Here is a 1,377-nt window from a genome sequence, read left to right on the forward strand (position 1 = left end):
CTAAGCGTACGTAAAATACACTTTCGTGTCGTGACCCCAGGTAGGGAGTTGCTCGGCCACAGATGCTTTGCGCATGTTGTTGATCATCGCTCCGACCCGGTGAGGTGGCAGAATCGATCGGAGCTTGGGATAGCGACTGACGCGCCTGAGTTCTTCAAGCTGGGTTGTGGACGTGACCAGATCGAACCGGTGCGCCCGCCAGGCACGATAAATCGCATCAGGGGCACCTCGAGGGTATATCAGAGCGGAAACAAGGATATTGGTATCCAGAACAACCCGCATCAGTGCCCACGTGCCCACTGCACGGCTTCATTCACCAAGTCGGCCAGTTCAGCTTCGCTCATATCCTCACTCGCCGCTTTAGCCTGCTCTACAGCCTGTTCCAGCAGGTAAGACCGTACGGCGTCCTCAATAAAACGGGATAGATCGCCTTTGCGCCCCCCCCCATTAGCGGCTAGAAACATGCGAACAGACTGATCCACTTCAGATGAAACCGCGATATTCCAACGGGTAGTAGACATGACTTACCTCCATATATGCAGATAAACACCTATACACCGATTATGCCAGTTTCCATATTGCTTTCTAGTAAAGACCAAAATCCTTGCGCGGCGATGTATGGATGGTCTTATGTGGCCTGATCTTCAGGCTGCCTTTAGATACGCATAAAGCGTTTCCCGACTTATTCCGAAGTCACGGGCAATCTGAGCTTTGGGTTCGTGAGTGGCAACGCGGTTATACAGCTCGGTGACCTGTTCCGGTGACAGTTTAGGCTTCCGGCCCGGAACCTTGCCTTTGGCACGGGCAGCAATTTGACCTTCTTTCTGACGTTCGCGTATGAGCGCCCGCTCGAATTGCGCGACCGCCCCAAAAATATGCATCATTAAATCCTGCATGGGGCTGTCTTCTCCGGTGAAAGTCAGGCCCTCTTTCATGAACCGGACACCGACACCGCGTCTCGTCATGGTCTGCACCAGATGCATCAGGTCGCCAAGATCTCGCGCCAGCCTATCAATAGAGTGACAAACAATTGTATCGCCTTCCCTCACATATCCCAGCATCTCAGTAAGGGCAGGACGGTTTCTGGTGCCACCACTACATTTGTCAGTGAAGGTCTTGTCCACGGTCATGCCGTCAAACATCTGGCGGTCTGTGTTCTGATCTGCTGAGGACACCCGAACATAAGCGACAATCTGATCGGCCATGGTAAACACTCCTCACATGTCAGGAAATATCTAAGGAATATACTTACAATGTGTCAATTAATTAGTTTTATGTGTTTTCTTGACACTCAAAAAGCCCGGTTCCCTGCCCCGGTCATTAGTCCAGAAAAGTATGCAATGCTGACAGTCAGCTTAACACCCATTCACCCGAAAA

3 protein-coding genes are annotated in these 1,377 nt (G+C 51.4%); all 3 read right to left on the bottom strand.

The window, feature by feature from the left end:
- Entirely contained in the window at positions 1 to 282 is a 282-nt protein-coding gene (locus AD944_RS00420; protein WP_236709308.1) for a putative toxin-antitoxin system toxin component, PIN family, read from the bottom strand.
- The gene (locus AD944_RS00425) at positions 282 to 521 is read right to left on the bottom strand and encodes a ribbon-helix-helix domain-containing protein (RefSeq protein WP_012813361.1); all 240 of its coding nucleotides are present in this window, start codon (positions 519 to 521) and stop codon (positions 282 to 284) included. The genes AD944_RS00420 and AD944_RS00425 overlap by 1 nt, the downstream gene beginning before the upstream one ends.
- A 123-nt stretch (positions 522 to 644) precedes the next feature.
- Positions 645 to 1,205: a recombinase family protein gene (locus AD944_RS00430; RefSeq protein ID WP_045543376.1), complete on the bottom strand. Its 561-nt coding sequence runs from the start codon at positions 1,203 to 1,205 to the stop codon at positions 645 to 647.
- Positions 1,206 to 1,377: the final 172 nt, after the last annotated feature.

The sequence above is a fragment of the Acetobacter tropicalis genome (genome assembly GCF_001580915.1).
Taxonomy (GTDB): Bacteria; Pseudomonadota; Alphaproteobacteria; order Acetobacterales; family Acetobacteraceae; genus Acetobacter; species Acetobacter tropicalis.